This is a genomic window from Taklimakanibacter deserti (assembly GCA_003574785.1).
This window is the reverse complement of the sequence record QORU01000004.1, coordinates 97,541-119,185: the sequence shown is the minus strand read 5'-3', so window position 1 is coordinate 119,185 and position 21,645 is coordinate 97,541. Positions and strand designations below refer to the sequence as shown.

Annotated in this window: 15 protein-coding genes; 13 read left to right on the top strand and 2 right to left on the bottom strand. The window is 63.1% G+C overall.

The window, feature by feature from the left end; genetic code table 11:
• Nucleotide 1 precedes the first annotated feature (1 nt).
• The 5 genes from DS839_RS09310 (at nucleotide 2) to DS839_RS09290 (ending at nucleotide 4,451) form a co-directional block, all read left to right on the top strand.
• Complete coding sequence (locus tag DS839_RS09310) at nucleotides 2-1,009, top strand: alpha-ketoacid dehydrogenase subunit beta (RefSeq protein WP_119270044.1); 1,008 nt, start codon at nucleotides 2-4, stop codon at nucleotides 1,007-1,009.
• A 9-nt stretch (nucleotides 1,010-1,018) separates the two neighbouring features.
• Entirely contained in the window at nucleotides 1,019-2,131 is a 1,113-nt protein-coding gene (locus DS839_RS09305) for an acetoin dehydrogenase dihydrolipoyllysine-residue acetyltransferase subunit (protein ID WP_119270349.1), read from the top strand.
• 149 nt (nucleotides 2,132-2,280) lie between these two features.
• Entirely contained in the window at nucleotides 2,281-2,595 is a 315-nt protein-coding gene (locus DS839_RS09300) for a PepSY domain-containing protein (RefSeq protein WP_119270043.1), read from the top strand.
• Between the two features lie 172 nt (nucleotides 2,596-2,767).
• Nucleotides 2,768-4,045 carry an SGNH/GDSL hydrolase family protein gene (locus tag DS839_RS09295; protein WP_119270042.1) on the top strand — a complete coding sequence of 426 codons (1,278 nt, stop codon included), beginning with the start codon at nucleotides 2,768-2,770 and terminating at the stop codon, nucleotides 4,043-4,045.
• 172 nt (nucleotides 4,046-4,217) lie between these two features.
• A complete protein-coding gene (locus DS839_RS09290) occupies nucleotides 4,218-4,451 on the top strand; it encodes a hypothetical protein (RefSeq protein WP_162918412.1) in 234 nt (77 codons plus the stop codon).
• A 25-nt stretch (nucleotides 4,452-4,476) separates the two neighbouring features.
• On the opposite strand, the gene DS839_RS09285 is transcribed toward DS839_RS09290, so the two are convergent.
• The gene (locus tag DS839_RS09285; protein WP_119270040.1) at nucleotides 4,477-6,051 is read right to left on the bottom strand and encodes a flavin-containing monooxygenase; all 1,575 of its coding nucleotides are present in this window, start codon (nucleotides 6,049-6,051) and stop codon (nucleotides 4,477-4,479) included.
• Complete coding sequence (otnI, locus tag DS839_RS09280; RefSeq protein WP_119270039.1) at nucleotides 6,048-6,845, bottom strand: 2-oxo-tetronate isomerase; 798 nt, start codon at nucleotides 6,843-6,845, stop codon at nucleotides 6,048-6,050. Before otnI ends, DS839_RS09285 begins: the two co-directional genes overlap by 4 nt.
• A gap of 66 nt (nucleotides 6,846-6,911) precedes the next feature.
• On the opposite strand from otnI, the gene DS839_RS09275 reads away from it, so the two are divergent.
• From DS839_RS09275 to DS839_RS09240, 8 genes are read left to right on the top strand one after another with little or no spacing between them, the layout of a single operon-like run.
• The gene (locus tag DS839_RS09275; protein WP_119270038.1) at nucleotides 6,912-9,383 is read left to right on the top strand and encodes a glycogen/starch/alpha-glucan phosphorylase; all 2,472 of its coding nucleotides are present in this window, start codon (nucleotides 6,912-6,914) and stop codon (nucleotides 9,381-9,383) included.
• A 6-nt stretch (nucleotides 9,384-9,389) separates the two neighbouring features.
• Entirely contained in the window at nucleotides 9,390-11,585 is a 2,196-nt protein-coding gene (glgB, locus tag DS839_RS09270; protein WP_119270037.1) for a 1,4-alpha-glucan branching protein GlgB, read from the top strand.
• Between the two features lie 13 nt (nucleotides 11,586-11,598).
• Nucleotides 11,599-12,870: a glucose-1-phosphate adenylyltransferase gene (gene glgC / locus DS839_RS09265; protein WP_119270036.1), complete on the top strand. Its 1,272-nt coding sequence runs from the start codon at nucleotides 11,599-11,601 to the stop codon at nucleotides 12,868-12,870.
• Between the two features lie 9 nt (nucleotides 12,871-12,879).
• A complete protein-coding gene (gene glgA, locus DS839_RS09260) occupies nucleotides 12,880-14,340 on the top strand; it encodes a glycogen synthase GlgA (protein WP_119270035.1) in 1,461 nt (486 codons plus the stop codon).
• A complete protein-coding gene (locus DS839_RS09255; protein WP_119270034.1) occupies nucleotides 14,337-15,965 on the top strand; it encodes an alpha-D-glucose phosphate-specific phosphoglucomutase in 1,629 nt (542 codons plus the stop codon). The genes glgA and DS839_RS09255 overlap by 4 nt, the downstream gene beginning before the upstream one ends.
• 2 nt (nucleotides 15,966-15,967) lie before the next feature.
• Nucleotides 15,968-19,732 carry a glycogen debranching protein GlgX gene (glgX, locus tag DS839_RS09250; RefSeq protein ID WP_119270033.1) on the top strand — a complete coding sequence of 1,255 codons (3,765 nt, stop codon included), beginning with the start codon at nucleotides 15,968-15,970 and terminating at the stop codon, nucleotides 19,730-19,732.
• Nucleotides 19,729-20,319 (top strand): NUDIX domain-containing protein, encoded by a 591-nt coding sequence (locus DS839_RS09245; protein ID WP_119270032.1) that lies wholly within the window; start codon nucleotides 19,729-19,731, stop codon nucleotides 20,317-20,319. The genes glgX and DS839_RS09245 overlap by 4 nt, the downstream gene beginning before the upstream one ends.
• Nucleotides 20,316-21,470: a Gfo/Idh/MocA family protein gene (locus DS839_RS09240; protein WP_368911409.1), complete on the top strand. Its 1,155-nt coding sequence runs from the start codon at nucleotides 20,316-20,318 to the stop codon at nucleotides 21,468-21,470. The genes DS839_RS09245 and DS839_RS09240 overlap by 4 nt, the downstream gene beginning before the upstream one ends.
• Nucleotides 21,471-21,645: the final 175 nt, after the last annotated feature.

Here is a 21,645-nt window from a genome sequence, read left to right as displayed (position 1 = left end):
CATGGCACGCAAGATCAGCATGCGGCAGGCCTTGAACGAGGCGCTCGACCAGGAGATGGCACGCGATCCTTCGGTGATCGTCATGGGCGAGGACATCGTGGGGGGCATGGGGGGCGAGGGCGAGAAGGACGCCTGGGGCGGGGTGCTCGGCGTCACCAAGGGCCTCTATTCGAAATATGGCGAGCGGCTGCTCGACACGCCGCTCTCGGAGTCGGCCTATATCGGCGCCGCGGTGGGGGCGGCGGCCTGCGGCATGCGCCCGGTAGCCGAGCTCATGTTCATCGACTTCATGGGGGTGTGCTTCGACGAGATCTTCAACCAGGCGGCGAAATTCCGCTACATGTTCGGCGGCAAGGCGCAGACGCCGGTGGTCATCCGCACCATGATCGGCGGCGGGTTCCGGGCGGCGGCCCAGCATTCGCAGATCCTGACCCCGCTCTTCACCCATATTCCGGGGCTCAAGGTCGTCTGCCCCTCCAATGCCTATGACGCCAAGGGGCTGCTCATCCAGTCGATCCGCGACAATGATCCGGTGATCTTCTGCGAGCACAAGAACCTCTATGGCCTGGAAACGGACGTGCCGCAGGAATCCTATGCGATCCCGTTCGGGGAGGCGAATGTGGTGCGCGAAGGCAAGAATGTGACCATTGTGACCTATGGCATGATGGTGCATCGCGCCATGGATGCCGCGGCAGCGCTCGCCAAGGACAAGGTCGACTGCGAGGTGATCGATCTCAGAACGCTGTCGCCGATCGATTGGGACACGGTGCTGGAAAGCGTCGAGAACACCGGGCGGCTCGTCTGTGTCGATGAGGCGCATCCGCGCTGCTCGATCGCAAGCGATGTTGCGGCGAAAGTCTCGCAGGACGCGTTCAAGGCGCTGAAGGCGGGCATCCAGATGGTGACCGCGCCGCACACGCCGGTGCCGTTCTCGTCCGCACTCGAGGATCTCTATCTGCCGAGCGCCGACAAGATCGCCGCCGCCGTGCGCAAGACCATGGCCAATTGAGGAGGGATGATGTCGGACAACAGGATCATTCCCATCGTCATGCCGAAGTGGGGCCTCTCGATGTCCGAGGGCAAACTGACGTCATGGCTGATGAAGGACGGCGACAAGGTCACAATCGGCGATCAGATTCTGGAGGTGGAAACCGACAAGATCGCCGGCACGGTGGAAGCCAGCGATGCCGGCATCCTGCGCCGGCGCATCGGACAGGAGGATACGGTCTATCCGATCAAGACTTTGATCGGTGTCGTTGCCGACCCCGATGTGCCGGATGCCGATATCGATGTCTTTGTCAGCTCCTATGTCGTGCCCGCGGCGGAAGAGGGCGAGGAGGAGGCGGGCCCGCGCTATGAGTTCGCCGACACCGCGGTGGGGCGCCTGCGCTACACCAAGCGCGGCACGGCGGACAATGCCGTGCTGCTCATCCATGGCTTTGGCGGCGATCTCGACAACTGGCTGTTCAACGCCGAGGCGCTCAGCGAAAATGCGACGGTCTATGCGCTCGATCTTCCGGGCCATGGGCAGTCGACGAAATCGGTCCCGGAGCCGACGGTCGCCGGCCTCGCCAAAGCGGTCCTCGCCTTCATGGACACGGTCAAGATCGACAAGGCGCATCTGGTCGGCCATTCGCTGGGCGGTGGCGTCGCGATCGAGGTCGCACGCGAGGCCAAGGGCAGGGTGAAGTCGCTCACCTTGATCAATTCCGCCGGCCTCGGACCCGACATCAATATGGACTATATCGACGGCTTTATCTCCTCGACGTCGCGGCGCGACTTGAAGCCGGCACTCGAGAACCTGTTCGCCGACGGATCGCTGGTGAGCCGGCAGATGGTCGACGATCTCTTGAAATACAAGCGACTCGACGGCGTCGGCGATGCGCTCACCGCCTTGCGCGAGGGAATCTTCACCAACGGCAAGCAGGCGACGAATTTGAGCAATGCGCTCAAATCGGCCGGCGTGCCGGTGCTGGTCATCGCCGGCGCCGAGGACAAGATCATTCCCCTGGCGCACGCGAAGGGCGTGACGGGCGCCAAGGTCGAGGTGATCGAGGGTGCCGGCCACATGCCGCAAATGGAGCAGGCAGGCAAGGTCAATGCGCTGATCAAGGCGCAAGTGGGGGGATGATCAGCGCACCCGCCGAAAGAATTGCCGAAAGTACATGACATGACTTTGGGCAAGGCGCCGGGGCGATGAACAAAGTTTAATCTGCCGTAACGAGAACAATTGGCCCGATCCATGGTTGTGGATACGCAACAACATCATGGAGGTGTGCCATGTTGCGTCAAGTGATCCTGGCAAGCGCAGTGGCGCTGCCCTTCGGCCTGCCGATCCTGTCCGCGTCGGCGGCGATGCCGGCGACGGAGCAGGACTATGTTCCAAAACATGCCATTCCCATCGACAAGGCCGGCGTCGTCCATCATGGTCCGCTGGACTGCGTCACCGCGCGCAAGATCGTGCGCGAGGAGGGTTATCAAGACGTCAAGGCCCGCGATTGCAACGGCGAGACCTATTCGTTCCGCGCCGACCGCAATGGCCACAGGGTCCATTTGCGCGTCGACCGAGAAAGTGGGCGCATCACGCGCGGATGACCTAGCGACAAACATGAGGGAGCTCACACAAGCTCCCTCATGGATCTCTCGTCAGTGACACTCCTTGGTGTGACCAAAGGGAAGAGCGGTGCTACGCAAGTTGAATTGTGCCTGAAGCGCATGGTCAATAGTCTGTTAGAGCACTGAACCTCTGTGCCAACCGGGTGTCACGATGTCTCAGCTCTTCAGCCTGCGTGCCGCTGCTTCCGCCCTTTTCGCCATCATAGTTGTGAATATATCCGCCGGTCCGAGCCGTGCTGCGGATGCCGGAAGCTGGATCACCAGCTGGGCGGCAAGTCCGCAAGCGCGCTGGAATGACGAGCTGCCGGCGCCCATGGGCATCGCGGAAGCCGTGGACAATCAGACAATCCGCCAGACGGCGCGGGTCAGTATTGGCGGCAACCGCATCCGGGTCGTGCTCTCCAATGAATATGGCGCGAGGCCGCTCACCATCGGTGCAGCGACGATCGCCATTGCAGCGGAAGACGGGGCGGTCGAGAAAGGCAGCGCAAAGGCGCTTACCTGGAACGGGCAGAGCTCCGTCAGCGTGCCGCCCAAGGCGCCGATCGTCAGCGATCCGGTCGAGCTTCCGGTCAATGCGCTGGCGAGCCTGTCGGTCAGCATCTATCTCCCGAAGAAGACGGCGCTGTCCACGGTTCATTGGGACGGCGTGCAGACGGCCTATATCTCGGGCCCGGGCGATTTCACCAAGGACCCCGGCTTCAAGCCCGAGAGCACGCTCAAGTCGCGCCTGTTCCTCACACGGATACTGGTCGATGCGCCAAGCGATGCCAAGGCCATCGTGTTCTTCGGCGACTCGATCACCGACGGCAACTGCTCGACGCCGGATCAGAACAATCGCTGGCCGGACCATATCGCCGAGCGGCTGCAGGCCGCGGGCCATGCCAATATCGCAGTCGTCAATGAAGCGATCTCGGGCAACAGGATCTTGAGCGACGGCATGGGCATCAATGCGCTCTCCCGTCTCAACGCCGATGTGCTGAGCCATCCGCGCGTCGCCACGCTGGTGATTATGGAAGGGATCAACGATATCGGCTGGCCGGGCGAGAAAAGTGTCACACCGGAGGAAAAACAGCGCGCGCAGGACGAGATCATCCTCGGCTACAAGCAGATCATCGACCGCGCCCAGGCGCAGGGAATCCGCGTGGTGGGTGCGACGCTGACACCCTTCACCGACACGTTCAAGGGCACGCCCATGGAAGGCTACTACACGCCGGAGAAAGAGAAGGTCAGGCAGGCGGTCAATGCGTGGATCCGCTCGAGCGGGGCCTTCGACGGCGTCATCGATTTCGATAAGGCGACCGAGGATCCGGCCAAGCCCGGCCATATCCGGGCGGACTATGATTGCGGCGACCATCTCCATCCCAATGATGCCGGATACAAGGCGATGGCCGATGCCGTCGATCTCGACCTGCTGACGGGCAAATAGCGGCAGAAGCGTGACGCGATCGCCGCATCCCGTAACAAACGGTAATCTATCGTGTAGGAACAGCGGCAGATACGCATCGTTTTCCCATCACAGATTCATCACGGAGGTGAATATGTTCAGGAAAGCATTATTTGCATGTTCCATCGCTCTTCCGATCGGCCTGATCGGAACAATGCCGGCAGCGGCCGACACGGATGTCGAGGTCCATTTCGGCGTTCCGTTCTACACGTATCAGGTCAGTCCGCGTTATCGCTATTACGAGGACTATGGATGGTATGATGCCTATGCCTATCCTCGTGTCCGTCGCACCTATCACGTTTATGAGGATGACTATGTCGTCCGTGACCGTGATTATGACGATTATGATGACGATGGCGATTATATCGTGGTCGCGCCGGAGCCTTGAGCTGCGCCGGGGTTAGTCTCGTGCGTTACTTCGGGAGTCCTTTCGGGACTCCCGCTTTTTGAGCGAGGCGTGCCAGCCCGGAATCGTTTCGCGTGCCAGCCAGCCCAGCGAGGCGGTCGCGCTCTGAATCCGTGAAGTCCGGCTCAGACACAGCGCCATATCGGGCAGCGTCACCGGCGATGATGCCGGCTGCGCCGTCAAGCGCGTCGGGCCCGACGAGACGGAACGAGTTAGCCGTCAATGGTCCGAACATCAGGGCGCGGGCGATTTGAGGCGTCTCCGCCGGTTGAGGCTCGACGCCCGCGAGCCGTGCGAAACGGATCGCCATGGCATGCATCATTCGCCCCTGCGGTCCTCCGCGCCTCTTTCGATAGGCCGCGACTTCCGCCATGAGCTGCGCGCGTGCCGGGCGAGGTATCGCCCCGTTCCAGGCATAGGCGAGATAGCGCGCCTGGAGCTCAAGGACGGGAAAGTAGGGACCGATGAGCGGATAGAGGCCGAGAAAGGCCAAACCGTCGAGATCAGGATGGAAGGTGGAATCCGCGAGGTCGATATGGGTATCGTCGGTGGCGAGGATTTCCCTGATCTCCCGGGACAGAAAGGGCAGCGACAGCTTGTAGCCGGTGCACATGACGACCGCGTCGAACGCCGCCGACGTGCCGTCCTCGAACCACACGGTCCGGCCTTCCATGCGCGTGATCCACGGTCGCGTCGTGAGCCGGCCCTCGGCGAGGAGGGGCACGTAGTCCTGATTCAGAGCGACCCTTGCCTCAAGCAGGTTCTCTGCCGGGGGCGGGGCGCCGTAGATGGCGGGATTGCCCGAGGCTTCGAGGATGAAGGCCTTGAGCGCCGCCGCGGTGACCTCGGGCGGGAAGGTCTCGGCGGCGAGTGCCGCAAAGCGCGTCAGGCCGATATTGTCGACAGGCACGCCGGCGATGAGCTTCGGGACGACATAGCGCTGCCGTCGCATCGCAATCGTGACGCTGGCTGCGCCGAGACGCGCCAGGTCGCAGGCGATCTCGAGGGCGCTGTTGCTGCCGCCGGCGACGAGCACCCTGGCGCCCTGAAATTCATCCGGTCCGTCATAGTCGAAGGCGTGACGCAGGCCGGCCCGACCCGCAAAGGAGGAGAGTCCCTCGATATCCGGCGTCGCCGGAAGGTTGTAGCGGCCCGATGCGATCACGACGCGAGGGAAGGTCTCTACGATCTCAGCTCCGTTGGCGTCAGTCGCCGTGAGCCTGTATCCGCCATCCGGCGCGCGAGCAATCTCATCGACGATCGTGGCGAGCCGGATCGCGGGCAAGAGGTCGAACCGCGCCGCATAGGCTTCGAGATAGGCGCGGACCTGTTCATTATGCGGAAATGCGGCGGTGCCCCGAGCGTAGTCGAGATCGCTGAAGCGGGTCAGGATCAGGCTCGTATTGGCCCGCATGTCCGGCCAGACGCCACTCATCGGCGCGGTGTGATCCCATTGACCGCCGACCCGCCGGCCCCGGTCGAACAGGACCGGTTCGAATCCTCGGGACTTGAGGAAGCGCGCGCCGACGAGGCCCGCGGGGCCGGCGCCGACAATAGCAACGCGCCGGTTATCGCCCGTCATCTATCCAGCTGACCGATGCCGTAGGGTCGCAGCCAGGTTAGGCCCGCGTCGGTCCCATTGCGCGGGCGATACTCGCAACCGATCCAGCCGTCATAGCCAAGCTCGTCGATGAGCTTGAAGAGATAGGACACATTGAGCTCCTGTCCGGCATCGGGCTCGTTGCGGCCGGGGACGCCCGCGACCTGGATATGGCCGATGATCCCCAAATGCCTGCGCAAGGTCTCTGCGACGGCGCCGCGGCTCATCTGCTGATGATAGAGGTCATATTGCAGTTTCACATTCGGGGCGCCGACGCGCTTCAGGATCTCGGCCGCCTGGTCGGCCGATTTCAGGAAGTAGCCTGGCATGTCGACCGGATTGAGGGGCTCGATGAGGAGGGTGATGATCTGAGGTCCGGCGAGGCTCGCGGCCCAGCTCAGATTCTCGACAAAGCAGGCGGCGCAGGCCTCGAGGTCATCGTCGGCCGCGGGGATTCCTGCCATTACGTGAATGCGCGGATTTTCGAGAGCGACGGCATAATCCAGCGCCTGTTCGAACGTGCGCCGGAAGGCGTCCTGTTTGCGGGGAAGGGCGGCGAAGCCACGCTCGCCGGCCTCCCAATTCCCCGGCGGGGTATTGAACAAAATTTGGGCAAGTCCTGCCTCCTTCCGCCGGGCAAGGATGTCGGCCTTGGCGAAAGTGTAGGGAAAGAGGAATTCCACGCCCGTAAAGCCGGCTTTGCGGGCCGCCGCGAAGCGCTCCAGAAAGGGGATTTCCGGGAACATCATGCTCAAATTTGCAGCGAAGCGCGGCATCTTAACCCCGTCAAATAGTCTTGCTGTTCACCCTATAATACGGGAGCATAAACTTGCCGAGGGCCCATGGTTCAAACTGTCACGCAAATCCACCCCGAAGCGCCGAAGCCGGCGCCCAGGCGCACCGATGCCGCAACGCTTCGGGCCGAAATCCTGGAGAAGCTCGCTTATACGGTGGGCAAGGACCCGCTCGTCGCGCGCAACCATGACTGGCTCGCCGCCACCATCCATGCGGTGCGCGACCGCATCATCGACCACTGGATGAATTCGACGCGCGATGCCTATGCCAAGAACGCCAAGCGCGTCTATTATCTGTCGCTCGAATTCCTCATCGGCCGCCTGTTGCGCGATGCGATGAGCAATCTGGGTCTCGTCGAGCCCGTCACCCAGGCGCTGAAGAGCCTCAATGTCGAGCTCGATCTGATCGAGGCGCTCGAAGCCGATGCGGCGCTCGGCAATGGCGGCCTCGGCAGGCTCGCCGCCTGCTTCATGGAGAGCATGGCGAGCGTCGACATCCCGGCCTATGGCTATGGCATCCGCTACCAGCATGGCCTGTTCAAGCAGAAGATCAAGGACGGCCAGCAGATCGAAGTGCCGGAAGACTGGCTCGCCCATGGCAATCCCTGGGAGTTCGAGCGCCAGGAAGCGGCCTATGAGATCGGCTTCGGCGGCACCGTCGAGACGGTGGAGATGGAGGACAATTCGCTCAAGCACACCTGGATCCCGAGCGAGACGGTGCAGGCGGTCGCCTTCGACACACCGATCGCCGGCTGGCGCGGCAAGAGGGTGAATACGCTGCGGCTGTGGGGCGCCCAGGCGCTCGACCCGATCCGGCTCGATGCCTTCAATCGCGGCGATCATCTGGGGGCGCTTACCGAGCAGGCGCGCGCCGAAACCATCACGCAAGTGCTCTATCCCTCCGACAGCACGCTCGCCGGACAGGAACTGCGCCTCAGGCAGGAATATTTCTTCGTCTCGGCCTCGCTCAGGGATCTCATCCGGCGCCACATCAAGCAGTTCGGTTCGCTCGCAAGCCTGCCCGACAAGGTGGCGATCCAGCTCAACGACACGCATCCGGCGGTCGCTGTGGCCGAGCTCATGCGCATCCTGGTCGACCGGCACGATCTCGACTGGGACCATGCCTGGGAGCTGACCCGCGCTTGCATTTCCTACACCAACCATACGCTCCTGCCGGAGGCGCTCGAGACGTGGCCGCTCCATCTCTTCGAGCGACTGCTGCCGCGGCACATGCAGATCATCTATGCGATCAACGCCAAGCTCCTGCAGGAGGCGCGTGGACGATCGGCCAGCGATGCCGTGCTATCGGCGATCTCGCTCATCGATGAGCATAATGGGCGGCGGGTGCGCATGGGGCAGCTCGCTTTCGCGGGCTCCCACAAGGTCAATGGCGTGTCGGGCCTGCATACGGAGCTCATGAAGACCACCGTCTTCAAGGACCTGAACGAGGCCTTTCCCGGCCGCATCACCAACAAGACCAACGGCATCACGCCAAGGCGCTGGCTGTTCCAGGCCAATGAAGGCCTCACGCGCCTCATCTGCGACACCATCGGCATCGACGTGCTCGATGACCTCGAGCTGCTCGCCGATCTCAACAAATTCGCCGGCGACAGCGCCTTCCAGGAACGCTTTGCCGGGATCAAGCGCGCCAACAAGGAGAGGCTGGCGCGAGAGATCCAGCGCATGGGCGTCAGGGTCGATCCCGCCGCCATGTTCGACGTGCAGGTGAAGCGCATCCACGAATATAAGCGCCAGCTTCTCAATATCCTGGAGGCGATCTCGGTCTATAACCAGATCCGCTCGCATCCGGAGAAGGGATGGGTACCCAGGGTCAAGATCTTCGGCGGCAAGTCGGCGGCGAGCTATTGGCAGGCGAAGCTGATCATAAGGCTCATCAATGACGTCGCGCGCGTGGTCAATTCCGACCCTTCCGTGCGCGGTCTCATCAAGATCGTCTTCGTCCCCAATTACAATGTGAGCCTGGCCGAGCTCATCATCCCGGCGGCCGACCTTTCCGAGCAGATCTCGACCGCCGGCATGGAAGCGTCGGGAACCGGCAACATGAAATTCGCGTTGAATGGGGCACTCACCATCGGCACGCTCGATGGTGCCAATGTGGAGATCCGCGACCGGGTCGGCGCCGACAATATCGTGATCTTCGGCATGACCGCCGAGGAAGTTGCGGCCCGCCGGGCGTCCGGATACGATCCGCGCGCCGTCATCGAGGCGACGCCGGAATTGCGGGATGTACTCGATATGATGGGATCAGGTGTGTTTTCGCCGGGCGAGCCCGATCGCTACAAGGGATTGATCGATCTCCTGACCTCGAGCGACTGGTTCATGGTGGCCGCCGATTTCGCCGCCTACGCCAAGGCGCAGCGCGAGATCGATGCCTTGTGGAGCACGCCGCCGCGCTGGCATGACAAGGCCATCCGCAACACCGCCAATATGGCGTGGTTCTCAGCCGACCGGACGATCCGTGACTATGCGCGGGAAATCTGGACCGTGCCATCCATGTGAGGTCGAATGACGGAAGCGCGATGGCAACTCGAGGCGGCGGAGATCGCCGCACTTGTTTCGGGGACCCATGGCGATCCGTTCGCGAAGCTCGGTGTGCACAAAGCGGGATCCCACTATGTCGCCCGCGCCGTCATTCCGGATGCCGAGACGGTGGCCGCCTTCACCCTCGACGGCACGGCGCTGGGCGAGCTCGAAGCCGGGCAGGGACCGGGCTATTTCGAAGGCAAGGTCGCGCTCAAAAACCAGTCCCCGGTTTTCTACGATGCCAAGAACGCGACCGGACAGTGGACGGTCGTCGATCCTTACTCCTTCGGTCCCATCCTCGGCCCCATGGACGATTATTATGTCGCCCAGGGCACGCATCTGAGGCTTTACGACAAGCTCGGCGCCCACGCGATCACGCATGAGGGCATCGCCGGCGTGCTCTTCGCGGTCTGGGCGCCCAATGCCAAGCGCGTCTCGGTGGTCGGCGATTTCAACCGCTGGGACGGACGGCGGCATGTGATGCGCCATCGCAAGGGCGCGGGCTTGTGGGAAATCTTCATCCCCGAGCTCGAGCCGAAGACGGTCTACAAATTCGAGATCATCGGCGCCCAGGACAGACTTCTGCCGCTCAAGGCCGATCCGCTCGCCTTCCAGTCGGAGATGCGGCCCAAGACCGCCTCCGTCATCGCAGCACCCGAAGCTTTCACCTGGAGCGATGCGGATTATCTGAAAGCAAGAGCCCAAAAGGACCATCGCCGCAGCCCGATGACCATTTATGAAGTGCATCTCGGCTCATGGAAGCGCCATGGCGACGGGCGCTTCTTCAGCTATCGCGAGCTCGCGGACGATCTCTTGCCCTATGCCGCCGATATGGGCTTCACCCATATCGAGCTCCTGCCGGTGAGCGAGCATCCCTTCGATCCGTCCTGGGGCTATCAGCCGACCGGGCTTTACGCGCCGACCGCCCGCTTCGGCAGCCCCCGAGATTTCGCCTATTTCATGGACCGGGCCCATGCGCTTGGCCTCGGTGTCATCCTCGACTGGGTGCCGGCGCATTTCCCGACCGATGAGCATGGGCTTGCGCATTTCGACGGCACGGCTCTCTACGAGCATCAGGATCCACGCCGCGGCTTCCATCCCGATTGGAACACCGCCATCTATAATTTCGGGCGCACCGAAGTTTCGACCTTCCTCATCAACAATGCACTCTATTGGATGGAGCGTTTCCATGCCGACGGCTTGCGCGTCGATGCCGTCGCCTCGATGCTCTATCTCGATTATTCCCGCAAGGAAGGCGAATGGATCCCGAATCCGGAGGGCGGGCGCGAAAACCAGGAAGCCATCGCCTTCCTCAAGCGCATGAATGCAACGGCCTATGGCACCCATCCCGGCATCGTCACGGTCGCCGAAGAGTCGACCGCCTGGCCCGGCGTCTCGCAGCCCACCCATGTGGGCGGCCTAGGCTTCGGCTTCAAATGGAACATGGGTTTCATGCACGACACGCTGCGCTACATGTCGCACGAGCCCATCCACCGCAAGCATCACCACAACGACCTGACCTTCGGGCTGCTCTATGCCTTCTCGGAGAATTTCGTGCTGCCGCTGTCGCATGACGAGGTGGTGCATGGCAAAGGCTCGCTCCTCACCAAGATGGCGGGCGACGACTGGCAGAAATTCGCGAACTTGCGGGCCTATTACGCCTTCATGTGGGCCTATCCTGGCAAGAAGCTCTTGTTCATGGGGCAGGAGTTCGCCCAGCGCGACGAATGGAGCGAGGCCCGCGGCCTCGACTGGGAGCTGTTGCAATATCCCTCGCATGGCGGCGTGCGCAGCCTGGTACGCGATCTCAATGCGCTCTACCGAGCGCTGCCGCAGCTTCACGCGCGCGATTGCGAGGGCGACGGCTTCGAATGGCTGATCGCCGATGACCGGGACAATTCCGTCTTCGCCTGGATGCGCAAGTCGGGCGGGAACCATAGGCCCGTGGTGGCCGTTTCCAATTTTACACCGGTGCCGCGGCATGACTATGTGCTGCCGCTGCCCCTTGCCGGGCACTGGCGTGAACGGATCAATACCGACGCGACAAATTATGGCGGTAGCGGGCAAGGCAATTTTGGTGTCATCATGGGACAAGAACAAGGATCGCACGGACAGCCTGCCAGCGCGCGCGTAACCTTGCCGCCTCTGGCGACGCTGATCCTCGAGCACGAGGGATAGGGGGAGGGAAAGCATGGCAGAAAGACGCAGATACGCACCTCTGGCGCGCGATGCCATGGCCTATGTGCTCGCCGGCGGGCGCGGCTCACGGCTGATGGAGCTGACCGACAAGAGGGCGAAGCCCGCCGTCTATTTCGGCGGCAAGACGCGCATCATCGATTTCGCCCTCGCCAATGCGATCAATTCCGGCATCCGCCGCATCGGCGTCGCCACCCAATACAAGGCGCACAGCCTGATCCGCCATCTGCAGCGCGGCTGGAACTTCCTCAGGCCCGAACGCAACGAGAGCTTCGACATCCTGCCCGCCAGCCAGCGCGTCTCCGAGGACCAGTGGTATGCCGGCACGGCGGACGCCGTCTATCAGAACATCGATATCATCGAGAGCTATGCTCCCGAATATATGATCATCCTGGCGGGCGATCACGTCTACAAGATGGACTATGAGCTGATGCTGCAGCAGCATGTCGATATGGGTGCGGACGTGACGGTCGGATGCCTGGAAGTGCCGCGCATGGAAGCGGTGGGCTTCGGCGTCATGCATATCGACGACAAGGACCGCATCATCAGCTTCATCGAGAAGCCGAAGGATCCGCCCGGCATGCCGGACAAGCCCGACATGGCGCTGGCCTCGATGGGCATCTATGTGTTCCAGACCAAGTTCCTGTTCGAGCAATTGCGGCGCGACGCGGCGGAAAAGGGATCGGCGCGCGACTTCGGCAAGGACATCGTTCCCTATCTCGTCGAGCATGGCAAAGCCTATGCGCATCGTTTCCCGCGCTCCTGCGTGCGCTCGGAGAATGAAAGCCAGTCCTATTGGCGCGACGTCGGCACCGTCGATGCCTATTGGGAGGCGAATATCGATCTCACCGACACCGTGCCGGCGCTCGATCTCTTTGATCACAACTGGCCGATCTGGACCTATTCGGAACTGGTGCCGCCGGCCAAGTTCGTCCATGACGAGGACGGGCGCCGCGGCAAGGCGGTGAGCTCGCTGGTCGCCGGCGGCTGCATCATCTCGGGCGCCGGCGTCAAGAACTCGCTGCTCTTCACCGGCGTCAGGGTCAATTCCTATTCGCGCATGGAACACGCCGTGGTACTGCCCTATGTCAATGTCGGCCGCGGCGCCCGGCTCAAGCGCGTCGTCATCGACCGTGGCGTCGAGATCCCCGAAGGTCTCGTGGTCGGCGAGGATCCGGTGCTCGACGGCAAGCGCTTTCGGCGCACCGACAACGGCATCTGCCTCATCACCCAGCCCATGATCGACCGGCTCGTCGCGCAGAAATGAGTTGGGCACATGGGGGGTAAAATCCTGGCTGTGGCGTCGGAAGTTTTTCCGCTGGTCAAGACCGGCGGGCTCGCCGATGTCGTCGGCGCCTTGCCGGGCGCGCTCGCACATCACGGCGTCGAGATGCGCGTCATGGTGCCGGGCTATCCACAAATCATGGCGGCGCTCAAGGAGGCGCAGCCCGTTCATCGCTATGACGATCTTTTTGGCGGGCCTGCCCGCATCCTGGCGGGGCGCACCCACGGTCTCGATCTCCTAATCGTCGATGCGCCGCATCTCTTCGATCGTCCCGGCAATCCCTATCTCGGTCCCGACGGCGCCGACTGGCCCGACAATTGGCAGCGCTTCGCCGCTCTGTCGCGGGCCGCAGCCGATATGGGGCAGGGCGCCGTCAAGGCCTTTGTGCCTGAGATCGTGCAGGCGCATGATTGGCAAGCGGCGCTGGCGGTCGCTTATCTGAATTTCGCCCCGAGTCCTGCCGCAAAGACCATCCTTACCGTGCACAATATCGCCTTCCAGGGGCAGTTCCCTGCCACGATATTCCCCTCTCTCGGCTTGCCGGATGCCGCCTTCGCCATCGGCGGCGTCGAATATTATGGCGGCGTCGGCTATCTCAAGGGCGGACTGCATTATGCCGACGCCATCACCACGGTGAGCCCGAGCTATGCCGATGAAATCACGACGCCGGACTACGGCATGGGGCTCGACGGGCTGCTCAGGGCGCGCCGCGACGTGCTGACCGGCATCGTCAATGGCATCGATACGGCGATCTGGTCACCGGCGAGCGATCAACATCTGGCGCTCACTTATGTGCCGCGCAATTTCATCCAGCGGCGGCAAGCGAACAAGCGCGCCATCGAGCAGCGCCTCGGCCTTCAAGAAGGTGACGGTCCGCTCTTCTGCGTGGTGAGCCGGCTGACCTGGCAGAAAGGCATGGACCTTCTGGTCCAATGTCTCGACGGCCTTGTCGGGCAAGGCGCCCGCCTGGCGCTGCTGGGGGCGGGCGAAGCGGCGCTCGAAAGCGACTTCAAGGCTGCCGCGGCGATGTATCCGGGGCGCATCGGCGTCGTCATCGGCTATGACGAAAGCCTGTCGCATCTCCTGCAAGGTGGTGCCGATTCGATACTGATCCCGTCACGCTTCGAGCCTTGCGGCCTGACCCAGCTCTATGGCCTGCGCTATGGCTGCGTTCCGGTGGTGGCGCATGTCGGCGGGCTCGCCGACACGATCGTCGATGCCAATGAGGCCGCACTCGACCAGGAAAGCGCCACCGGCCTCAAATTCGCGCCTGTCGATACGTCAGCCCTGGCACGCGCCATCGACCGCGCGATCAGGCTCTATGCCGATCGCAAAGCATGGAATAGCATTCAGAAAGCTGGCATGAAGACCGACGTTTCCTGGGAGAAGAGCGCCAAGCGCTATGCGCTGCTATACAAGAAGCTTCTAGAGAACCGACACGAGGCCCGATGATCAAGACCATTCCGACAAAACCCTTTCCCGACCAGAAGCCCGGCACCTCGGGTCTGCGCAAGAAAGTGCCGGTCTTCCAGCAGAAGAACTATGCCGAGAATTTCATCCAGTCGATCTTCGACTCGCTCGAAGGCCACAGAGGCAAGACGCTGGTGATCGGCGGCGACGGCCGCTTCCATAATCGCGAGGTGATCCAGACCGCGATCAAGATGGCGGCCGCCAATGGCTTCGGGCGCGTGCTGGTCGGGCAGGGTGGACTCCTGTCGACGCCCGCCGCCTCGAACGTCATCCGCAAGCACAAGGCCTTTGGCGGCATCGTGCTGTCGGCGAGCCACAATCCCGGCGGTCCCGACGGTGATTTCGGCATCAAGTACAACATCTCGAATGGCGGGCCGGCGCCCGAGAAGATCACCGAAGCCATCTTCGCGAACAGCAAGAAGATCGAGCGCTATCTGATCGCCGATGCGCCCGATGTCGCGCTCGACCGCATCGGCACCAGCGAAGTCGAAGGCATGCGCGTCCAAATCTTCGATCCGGTCGCCGACTATCAGGCGCTGATGGAGCAGCTTTTCGATTTCGACGTGATCCGCGACATGTTCGCCGGCACCTTCCGCATGCGCTTCGATGCCATGCATGCCATAACCGGCCCCTATGCCAAGGCGATCCTCGAAAAGACATTGGGCGCGGCTGAAGGAACCGTGGTCAACGGGATACCCTTGCCCGATTTCGGCGGTCACCATCCCGATCCCAACCTGGTCTATGCCAAGGACCTCTATGACCGGATGATGGCGAAGGATGCGCCCGATTTCGGCGCCGCCTCGGATGGCGACGGCGACCGCAATCTCATCATCGGCCGCAACATCTATGTCACGCCGTCGGATTCGCTGGCCCTTCTCGCCGCCAATGCTCACCTCGCCCCCGGCTATGCCAAGGGCATCGCCGGGATCGCGCGCTCGATGCCGACCAGCATGGCGGCCGATCGCGTCGCCGAGCAGATGAAGATCAAATGCTATGAGACGCCGACGGGATGGAAGTTCTTCGGCAATCTTCTCGATGCGGGGCTCGCCACCATCTGCGGCGAGGAAAGTGCGGGCACCGGCTCCAATCATGTGCGCGAGAAGGATGGCCTCTGGGCGGTGCTCCTGTGGCTCAACATAGTGGGGCGGCGCAAGGAGAGCGTCGAGAACATTGTCTTCCAGCATTGGCGCGAATATGGGCGCAATTTCTACACCCGGCATGATTATGAGGCGGTGGACGCCGAACGCGCCAATGGGCTCATGAAGAATCTCAAGGACCAGCTCGGCAAGCCGAACCTGCCGGCGCTCGGCAACAAGGCGCTGAAGGGCTCCGACGATTTCGCCTATCACGATCCGGTCGACAATTCCGACACCAAGGGGCAGGGCATCCGGTTCCTGTTCAAGGACGGATCGCGCATCATCTACCGCCTGTCGGGCACGGGAACCGAGGGCGCCACCTTGCGCGTCTATATCGAGCGCTATGAGCCCGATCCGGCGAAGCAGGGCGGCGATCCGCAGACCGCGCTCTCGGATCTCATCCAGATCGCGCGCAACCTGGCCGAGATCGAGCCGCGCACCGGACGCTCGGCGCCCTCGGTCATCACCTGAGAATGGCGAACCTGCTCGGTGTGACATTGGCCAAAGGCGGCGCCACCATCGCCGTCTTTTCCCGTCATGCCACGCGGATCGATGTTTGCCTGTTTGACGAGAACGACCGGGAGACGCGGCGCGTCACGCTGGCGCGGGAAGGCGATGTGCATCAAGGTTTCCTGCCGGACGTCAGCGAGGGCCAGCGCTATGGCTTGCGCGCCGAGGGTCCCTGGGCGCCTGAGCATGGGCACCGCTTTGATCCGGCAAAGCTGCTGATCGATCCTTATGCGCGCCGGCTCGACCGGGCTTTCGTCCATCGCCCTGAGCTGATGGCCAGAGGCGTCGATACGGCAGCCCTGGTGCCCAAGGCGATTATCGAAAAGCGCGGCCTGGGCGGGGAATGGAGACCCGCCAGGCCGCCCGGGATCATCTATGAGATCGCGGTCAGGGCTTTCACCAAGCGCCATCCGCAAATACCGGAAGATCTGCGCGGCACGGTTGCCGCCCTCGGCCATCCCGTGGTGATCGAGCATCTCAAGGAACTCGGCATCGACACGGTGGAATTGATGCCGCTCGCGGCCTCGATCGATGAGCGCCATTTGCCGGCGCTCGGCTTGCATAATGCCTGGGGTTACAATCCGGTCACCTTCATGGCGCCCGACCCGCGGCTGGCACCCGGGGGGTTTGCCGAGATCCGTGCAGCGGTGAAGAGCCTGCAGGCCGCCGGCCTCAATGTCATCCTCGACGTCGTCTACAACCATACCGGCGAAAGCGACGTGCAAGGCACGACCTTGTCGCTCCGGGGCCTCGATGAAGCGAGCTACTACCGACATGACGGCAGCTTCCGCCTCATCAACGACACGGGCTGCGGCAACACCATCGCGGCCGAGACCGAGCCCGCTTTGAAGCTCATTCTCGATGCCATGCGGCTGTGGGTCACGGAAACCGGCATCGACGGTTTTCGTTTCGATCTCGCCACCATCCTTGGCCGCGGCCCGCAGGGCTTCTCGCGCGATGCGCCGTTCTTCGCCGGCGTCGAGCGGGATCCGCTGCTCAAGGATCTCGTCATGATCGCCGAGCCCTGGGACGTCGGGCCGGAAGGCTATCGGCTCGGGCAATTTCCGCCGCATTGGCGCGAATGGAACGACCGCTATCGCGACGATCTGCGCCGCTTCTGGCGCGGCGACCGCGGCATGGTGGGGACATTGGCGACGCGGCTCGCCGGGTCATCGGACATCTTCACGCCGGACCGGCGCAAACCTTCGAGCGGCGTCAACTTCCTCGCCGCCCATGACGGCTTCACCTTGCGCGACCTCGTCTCCTATACGGCCAAGCACAATGAAGCCAATGGCGAGAACAACCGCGACGGCACCGGCAATAATTTCTCCTGGAACAACGGCGTCGAGGGAGAGACGGACGATCCCGCCATTGAGGCGGCGCGCGCCCGCGATCTCCGCGCGATGCTCGCAAGCCTCCTGGTGTCGCGCGGCACGGTCATGCTCACCGCCGGCGATGAATTCGGCCGCAGCCAGAAGGGCAACAACAATGCCTATGCCCAGGACAATGAGCTGACCTGGCTCGACTGGGAGAAGGCCGACGTGCCGCTGATGGAATTCGTGCGCTCGGCCATAGCCTTGCGCCGCGCTCATCCCTCGCTCAGCCGCGACCGCTTCCTGACCGGTCAGCCGGCGGACGAAACGGACCTTGCCGATGTGACCTGGCTCAGGGCCGATGGTGCGGCCATGCGCGAGGAGGACTGGAACAATCCCGACAAACATCTGCTGGGAGCGGCCTTCTATGATTTCGCGAGCGGCGACCGCACGCTCGTCTGGCTCAATGCCGGACGGGCGCCGGAGCGCGTGAGGCTTCTGCCTTCGCGCGCGGGTGGAAGCTGGCGGATGATGCTCGATCGCGACGGCGCCGCCGATTTGCCCGTCAGTGACGAAGCCTCGATAGCGGCACGCTCCGTCATCGTCTTTGCCGAGAAGATGAAGGCGCGCCAGAGCGCTGCGCCGAACGACCGTCTGGTGAACGAACTCGCCGAGGCAGCCGGCATCCAGCCCGTATGGTGGACGGTCGCCGGGGAAAGGCACGATGTCAGCCTCGACACGAAGCGGGCGCTTCTCACGGCGATGGGGCTTGGATTCTCATCGGGTGGAGATGTCGCTTTAAGCCTCGACCGGCTGCAAAGGATTGTGAAAGCCCGAGCCGATGAGGAGAAATGCTTCCTTTCTCCGGCTATCGACGAAGGCAGGAAGATATTCGGCCTTGCCGCCCACCTTTATGCCTTGCGCGGCAGCAAGCCTTCGGCCTTGGGGAATTTCGCCACGCTCGGCGAGTTCAGCGCCACCACGGCTGAAGCAGGCGCAGCTTTCGCCGGCATCAACCCGCTGCATCATCTCTTCCCGACCGATCGCAGCCGGGCCAGCCCCTATCAGCCCTCCGACCGGCGCTTCATCGATCCGATCTATATCGACATCGATGCCGTGCAGGAAGCCGGGCATCGCAAGACGCATGACGCCATCACGGTGCTCAGCAAGCTTCGCCATGTCGACTATGAAGCGGCGTGGCAGGCGAGCAAGACGGCCCTTGGCGCCGCCTTCGATGCCGTCCGGTCCGGCAAAGATACGCAGACCTTCAAGGATTTCTGTGCCGATGGGGGAGAGGCGCTGCATCTTCATGCCGTCTTCGAAACGATTGCGGACCAGGCTGGCAGCGTCGATCGGAAGAAATGGCCGGAAGGGCTGCGTGATGTGGGCTCGGCCGAGGTCGCACGCTTTGCCGATGCACATCAAAGAGACGTGATGTTCCGCAAATGGCTGCAATGGCTCTGCCACCTCCAGCTCGTGCAGAATGCACGTCGCGGCAGCCCGATCTACGGCGACCTCGCCCTCGGCACGGCCTTTGACGGCGGCGAGATCTGGGCCGATCCCGGCCTTTTTGCATCGACAGTGTCGCTGGGCGCGCCGCCCGATCCGTTCTCTGCTCTCGGCCAGGTATGGAACCTGGCGCCCTTCCAGCCGCATGTGCTGCTCGAACGCAGGCTCGAGCCCTATCGCCAGATCCTCAGCGCAAATATGCGCCATGCCGGCATGCTGCGGATCGATCATGTGCTGGGTCTCATGCGGCAATTCTGGGTGCCGCGCGGGGCGGAAGGAAAGGACGGCGCCTATGTCAACTTCCCAATGGACGCGCTGTTGCGCCTCGTCGCGGAAGAGAGTGTGGCGCATCACTGCATGGTGGTCGGCGAGGACCTCGGCACCGTGCCCGACGGCTTGCGCGAGCGGCTCGCCCGCGCCAATTTCCTCTCCTACAAGGTCCTGTGGTTCGAGCGCGACGATCAGGCTTTCCGAGCGCCCAAAGCCTATCCCTATCTGTCGCTCGCCTGCCTCGGCTCGCATGACCTGCCGACTTTCGCGGGCTGGGCGCAAGGCGCCCATCTCGAGCTCGACCACAGGCTCAAGCGCAATCCGGACGAAGCAAAGCAGCGGCGCGACTACGAGATCGAGCGCAAGGCCCTGCTTGCCGCTTTCGACAAGGCCCAAATCGGCACCGGTGATCTGATGAAGGCGGCGCATCTTTTCCTGGCGCGGACCGGATCGGCGGTCGCCTTCGTCCAGGTCGACGATCTTTTCGGTGAGGTCGATCAGCTCAATGTGCCGGGCACCGATCGCGAATATCCGAACTGGCGGCGGCGCAACGCCCGCCCGGTCGGCGACCTCCTAAATGAACCACGGGCGACGGCGATCCTCGATATCCTACGCAAAGAACGGAGCCTATTTTGACTTTTGTACCCAAGATCGTGATCACCTCGGCCGAACTCGTCCATTCCGGCTGGGCGACGCTCACCCGCTACCGCCTCGACATCGAAAAGCGTGACGGCGGCACGCTGAGCGCGGTGCGCGAGGTGCATGACCACGGCCATGGCGCCGCCGTCCTGCCCTATGACGCCGAGCGCGGGACCGTGCTGCTCGCCCGCCAATTCCGCTTGCCGCCCTATCTTACCGGTACCGACGGCATGATGATCGAGGCCTGCGCCGGCCTGCTCGACGGCGATGAGCCGAAGGCCTGCGCGATCCGCGAGGCGGAAGAGGAGCTTGGCTATCGCATCCACAATCTCAAAGCCTGCGGCCGCATCTGGGGAACGCCCGGTGCCGTGACCGAGAGCATCTGGCTGTTCCTGGCCGATTATTCGCCGGCCGACCGCATCGGCGAAGGCGGCGGCAAGGACGGCGAGGACGAGGATATCGAGGTCCTGGAGATGGCGCTCGCGGAGGCGATGCGGCGCGTCGCGAGCGATGAAATTGCTGATGCAAAGACCATCATTCTGCTGCAGCATCTGTGGATAGCGACGCAGGAAAAGACGGCATGAACGACAGGATCAGACGGCCGATCCGCTGGGGCATGGTGGGGGGCGGCATTGGCGGCTTCATCGGCGAGGCGCATCGCATGGCGGCGAGGCTCGACGGCAAGTTCAACCTCATCGCCGGCGCCCTCTCCTCCGATCCGGAGCGGGCGCGGCAGTCGGCAGCGCAGTGCTTCATCGCACCGGAACGGACCTATGCCGACTATCGCGAGATGGCGAAGGCGGAAGCGGCCCGCAACGACGGTATCGAAGCGGTCACCATCGTCACGCCCAATGCGTCGCATCACGCGATCGCTGCCGCCTTCCTCGATCAGGGCATTGCGGTGATCTGCGACAAGCCGCTCGCCGTCAGCGTCGCGGACGGCCAGGACCTGGTCGGGCGGGCCGCCAAGGCGCAGCGGCTGTTGGGCGTCACCTACAATTATTCCGGCTATCCGATGATCCGCCATGCGAAGAGCCTGATCGCCGAGGGGGTCATCGGCAAGATCCGCCTGGTGCAGGTCGAATTCGCGCTGGGCTGGCTTGCGGCACCCCTCGAGCAGGAAGGCGTCAAGCAGGCCTGGCGCGTCGATCCCAAGGAAGCGGGACCGAGCGGCGTCGTCGCCGATATCGGGACGCATGCCTATCATCTGATGCGCTTCGTCACCGGGCTCGAGGTCCAGACGCTCGCCGCCGATCTTGCGACCATGGTTCAGGGGCGCCAGCTCGAGGACAATGCCAACATCCTGCTGCGCTTCAAGGATGGCGCGCGCGGCATGTTGTGGGCGAGCATGGTGGCGGCGGGCGAGAGTGTCGGCTTTAGGCTCAGGGTTTATGGCGAGACGGGCCATGTCGCCTGGGACGAGGCCTTTCCCGATCAGCTTCATCTGCGGATGCTCGACGGCACCGACCAGACGCTCAATCGCGGCGGCAAGCTTTCGCCCCAGGCGAAACGCGCGACACGCCTGGTCACCGGCCTGCCGGAAGGCTTTGTCGAAGCCTTCGCCAATCTCTATGGCGATTATGCCGAGCAGATCGAGGCCAGGCGCGAGAAGCGGGCGCCCGATCCGTTGAGCCTGCTCGCGCCCACCGGCGCCGATGGCGTCGATGCCCTGGCTTTTGTCGAAGCGGTGCTCAAATCCAGCCTGGCCGACGGCAGCTGGGTGGCGCTGGAATAGAGGCGGCGTCGCGGATACAGGGAAAAAGCAGGGAAAATGCGAAAAGCGCCGTTTCGGAACGCGACAGAACGAGGGTTTTCACGCCGCGTCATGGCTTTACGCGAAGGTGCAAGCTTTTTTTGGAGCAGGGAAAATTACTCTTAAGGGCGTCAAGTTCATGTTCTTGAACGATACG